Here is a 2,403-nt window from a genome sequence, read left to right as displayed (position 1 = left end):
TGTCGCCCGTGGAGATGGCCGGAACGAGGTACGCCTCAGCGAGTCGGACCGCCTGCGTGCCCTTGCCTGCCCCGGGCGGCCCGATAAGGAGAAGCCGGGTCACCGAAGCAGGCCCTCGTAGTGACGCTGCTGCAGCTGGGAGTCGATCTGCTTAACGGTCTCCAGGCCAACGCCGACGATGATCAGGATGCTCGCGCCGCCGAACGGGAAGTTCGTATTCGCCCCCACCAACACCAGGGCGATGAGCGGGATGAGCGCGATAGCCCCGAGGTACAGCGAGCCCGGCAGGGTCACGCGGGTCAGCACGTAGTCGAGGTACTCGGCGGTCGGCCGGCCGGCCCGGATGCCCGGGATGAAGCCGCCGTACTTCTTCATGTTGTCGGCGACCTCTTCGGGGTTGAAGGTGATCGCGACGTAGAAGTACGTAAATCCGACGATGAGCAGGAAATACAGCGCCATGTACAGCGGGTGACCGCCGTTGGTGAGGTTGTTGTTGATCCAGTCGACCCACCACGGGTTGACGCCGTCGCTGCCCTGGTTGAACTGGGCGATGAGCGACGGCAGGTACAGCAGCGACGAGGCGAAGATGACCGGCACGACGCCCGCCATGTTGACCTTGATCGGGATGTAGGTGTTGTTGCCGCCGTACGTGCGGCGGCCCACCATCCGTTTCGCAGATTGCACCGGGATGCGGCGCTGCGACTGCTCGACGAAGATGACGGCGGCGATGATGGCGAGCCCGATCGCAATCACCACGAGCAGGATTTCGATGCCCTGCTGCTGCGCGATCTGGGTGAGCGAGCTCGGGAAGGTCGCGGCGATCGACGTGAAGATCAGCAGCGACATGCCGTTGCCGACGCCACGCTCGGTGATGAGTTCACCCATCCACATGATGAGGCCGGTGCCGGCCGTCATCGTGATGACCATGAGCAGCATGCCCCACACGGTCTCGCCGTCGGAGGTGATGAGCGGAAGGTCGCAGGGAATCAGCTGGCCGCTGCGGGCGACCGTGATGAGAGTCGTCGACTGCAGAACACCGAGCGCGATCGTGAGGTAGCGCGTGTACTGCGTCAGGCGGGCCTGGCCCGACTGGCCCTCCTTGTAGAGGGTCTCGAAGTGAGGGATGACGACGCGCAGTAGCTGCACGATGATCGACGCCGTGATGTACGGCATGATGCCCAGCGCGAAGATCGACAGCTGGAGCAGTGCGCCACCGCTGAACAGGTTGACGAGGGCGTAGAGACCCGCGGCCCCGTCACCCGAACCGCTTTCGATCGGCGTGAGGCAGTTCTGCACGACCTCGAAGTCGACGAACGGCGCGGGAATGAACGACCCGAGCCGGAACAGGGCGACGATCGCGAGCGAGAAACCGATCTTCTTCCGCAGGTCTGGCGTGCGGAAGATCCGTGCGACGGCACTGAACACGACGCCTCCTGGGATTGCAGTAACGGAAAGTTGAGCCTAACCGGCCCGGCGGGCGGCCGCTGTTGACGGCCACCCGCACCGGGTCGGTTGACAGGCGTACTACTTGACGGAGCCGCCCGCCGCGACGATCTTCAGCTCAGCCGAGTTGGAGACCTTGTCGACAGCGACGTTCAGCTTAACCGCAATATCGCCGGTGCCGAGCACCTTCACCTTCTCGTTCTTGCGAACTGCACCCTTGGCGATCAGGTCGCCGATCGTGACGTCCCCGCCCTTGGGGTAGAGCTCCGCGAGACGCTCGAGGTTGACGACCTGGTACTCCACCCGGAACGGGTTCTTGAAGCCGCGCAACTTGGGCGCACGCATGATGGAGTTCAGGTTGCCGCCCTCGAGGCCGACGCGCACCTGGTAGCGGGCCTTCGTGCCCTTGGTGCCCCGACCGGCGGTCTTGCCCTTCGAGCCCTCACCACGACCTACCCGCATCCGATCCTTCTTGGCACCGGCGGCAGGGCGGAGGTGGTGCGCTTTCAGCACCTGCGGACGCGATGGAGCCGCATCCTTCTTCGGCGCAGCTTTCGCAGCGGACGCCTTGGACGCGGTGGACTTCGTGGCCGGCTTCTCAGCAGCGGTCTCGTCCTTCGCAGCAGCGGCCTTCGGAGCAGCAGCCTTGGGGGCGGCCGTCTTCGCGGCGGCGGCCTTCGGGGCAGCCTTCTCAGCGGCATCCTTCTTCGGGGCAGCAGCCTTCGGAGCAGCCTTCTCAGCAGCAGCCTTGGGGGCGGCCGCCTTCGCGGGTGCCTTCTTCGGAGTGGTCTCTTCGGCCATCAGTCAATCTCCTCGACCTTCACGAGGTGCGCGACGGTGTTCACGTAGCCGCGGTTCTGTTTGTCGTCCGGGCGCACGACGACGTCGCCGATGCGCTTCAGTCCGAGGCTGCGCAGCGTGTCGCGCTGGTTCTGCTTCTCGGAGATCTTGGACTTGATC

The 2,403-nt window shown here is 65.0% G+C and carries 4 protein-coding genes; all 4 read right to left on the bottom strand.

Annotation, left to right across the window (positions count from 1 at the left end; genetic code table 11):
• Positions 1–103 (bottom strand): nucleoside monophosphate kinase (locus RMO30_RS00395; protein ID WP_309707999.1); only part of this gene is annotated, 103 nt, incomplete at its 3' end.
• A complete protein-coding gene (secY, locus tag RMO30_RS00390; RefSeq protein WP_309707994.1) occupies positions 100–1,425 on the bottom strand; it encodes a preprotein translocase subunit SecY in 1,326 nt (441 codons plus the stop codon). The genes secY and RMO30_RS00395, both read right to left, overlap by 4 nt.
• 99 nt (positions 1,426–1,524) lie before the next feature.
• Positions 1,525–2,244 (bottom strand): 50S ribosomal protein L15, encoded by a 720-nt coding sequence (gene rplO / locus RMO30_RS00385; RefSeq protein ID WP_309707992.1) that lies wholly within the window; start codon positions 2,242–2,244, stop codon positions 1,525–1,527.
• Complete coding sequence (gene rpmD, locus RMO30_RS00380; protein WP_309707996.1) at positions 2,244–2,402, bottom strand: 50S ribosomal protein L30; 159 nt, start codon at positions 2,400–2,402, stop codon at positions 2,244–2,246. Before rpmD ends, rplO begins: the two co-directional genes overlap by 1 nt.
• Between the last annotated feature and the right edge of the window lies 1 nt (position 2,403).

The organism is Pseudolysinimonas sp., from assembly GCF_031389465.1.
Classification (GTDB): Bacteria; Actinomycetota; Actinomycetes; order Actinomycetales; family Microbacteriaceae; genus Pseudolysinimonas_A.
Note: the sequence above shows the minus strand (reverse complement) of the source record. Positions and strands in the feature narration are given on the sequence as shown.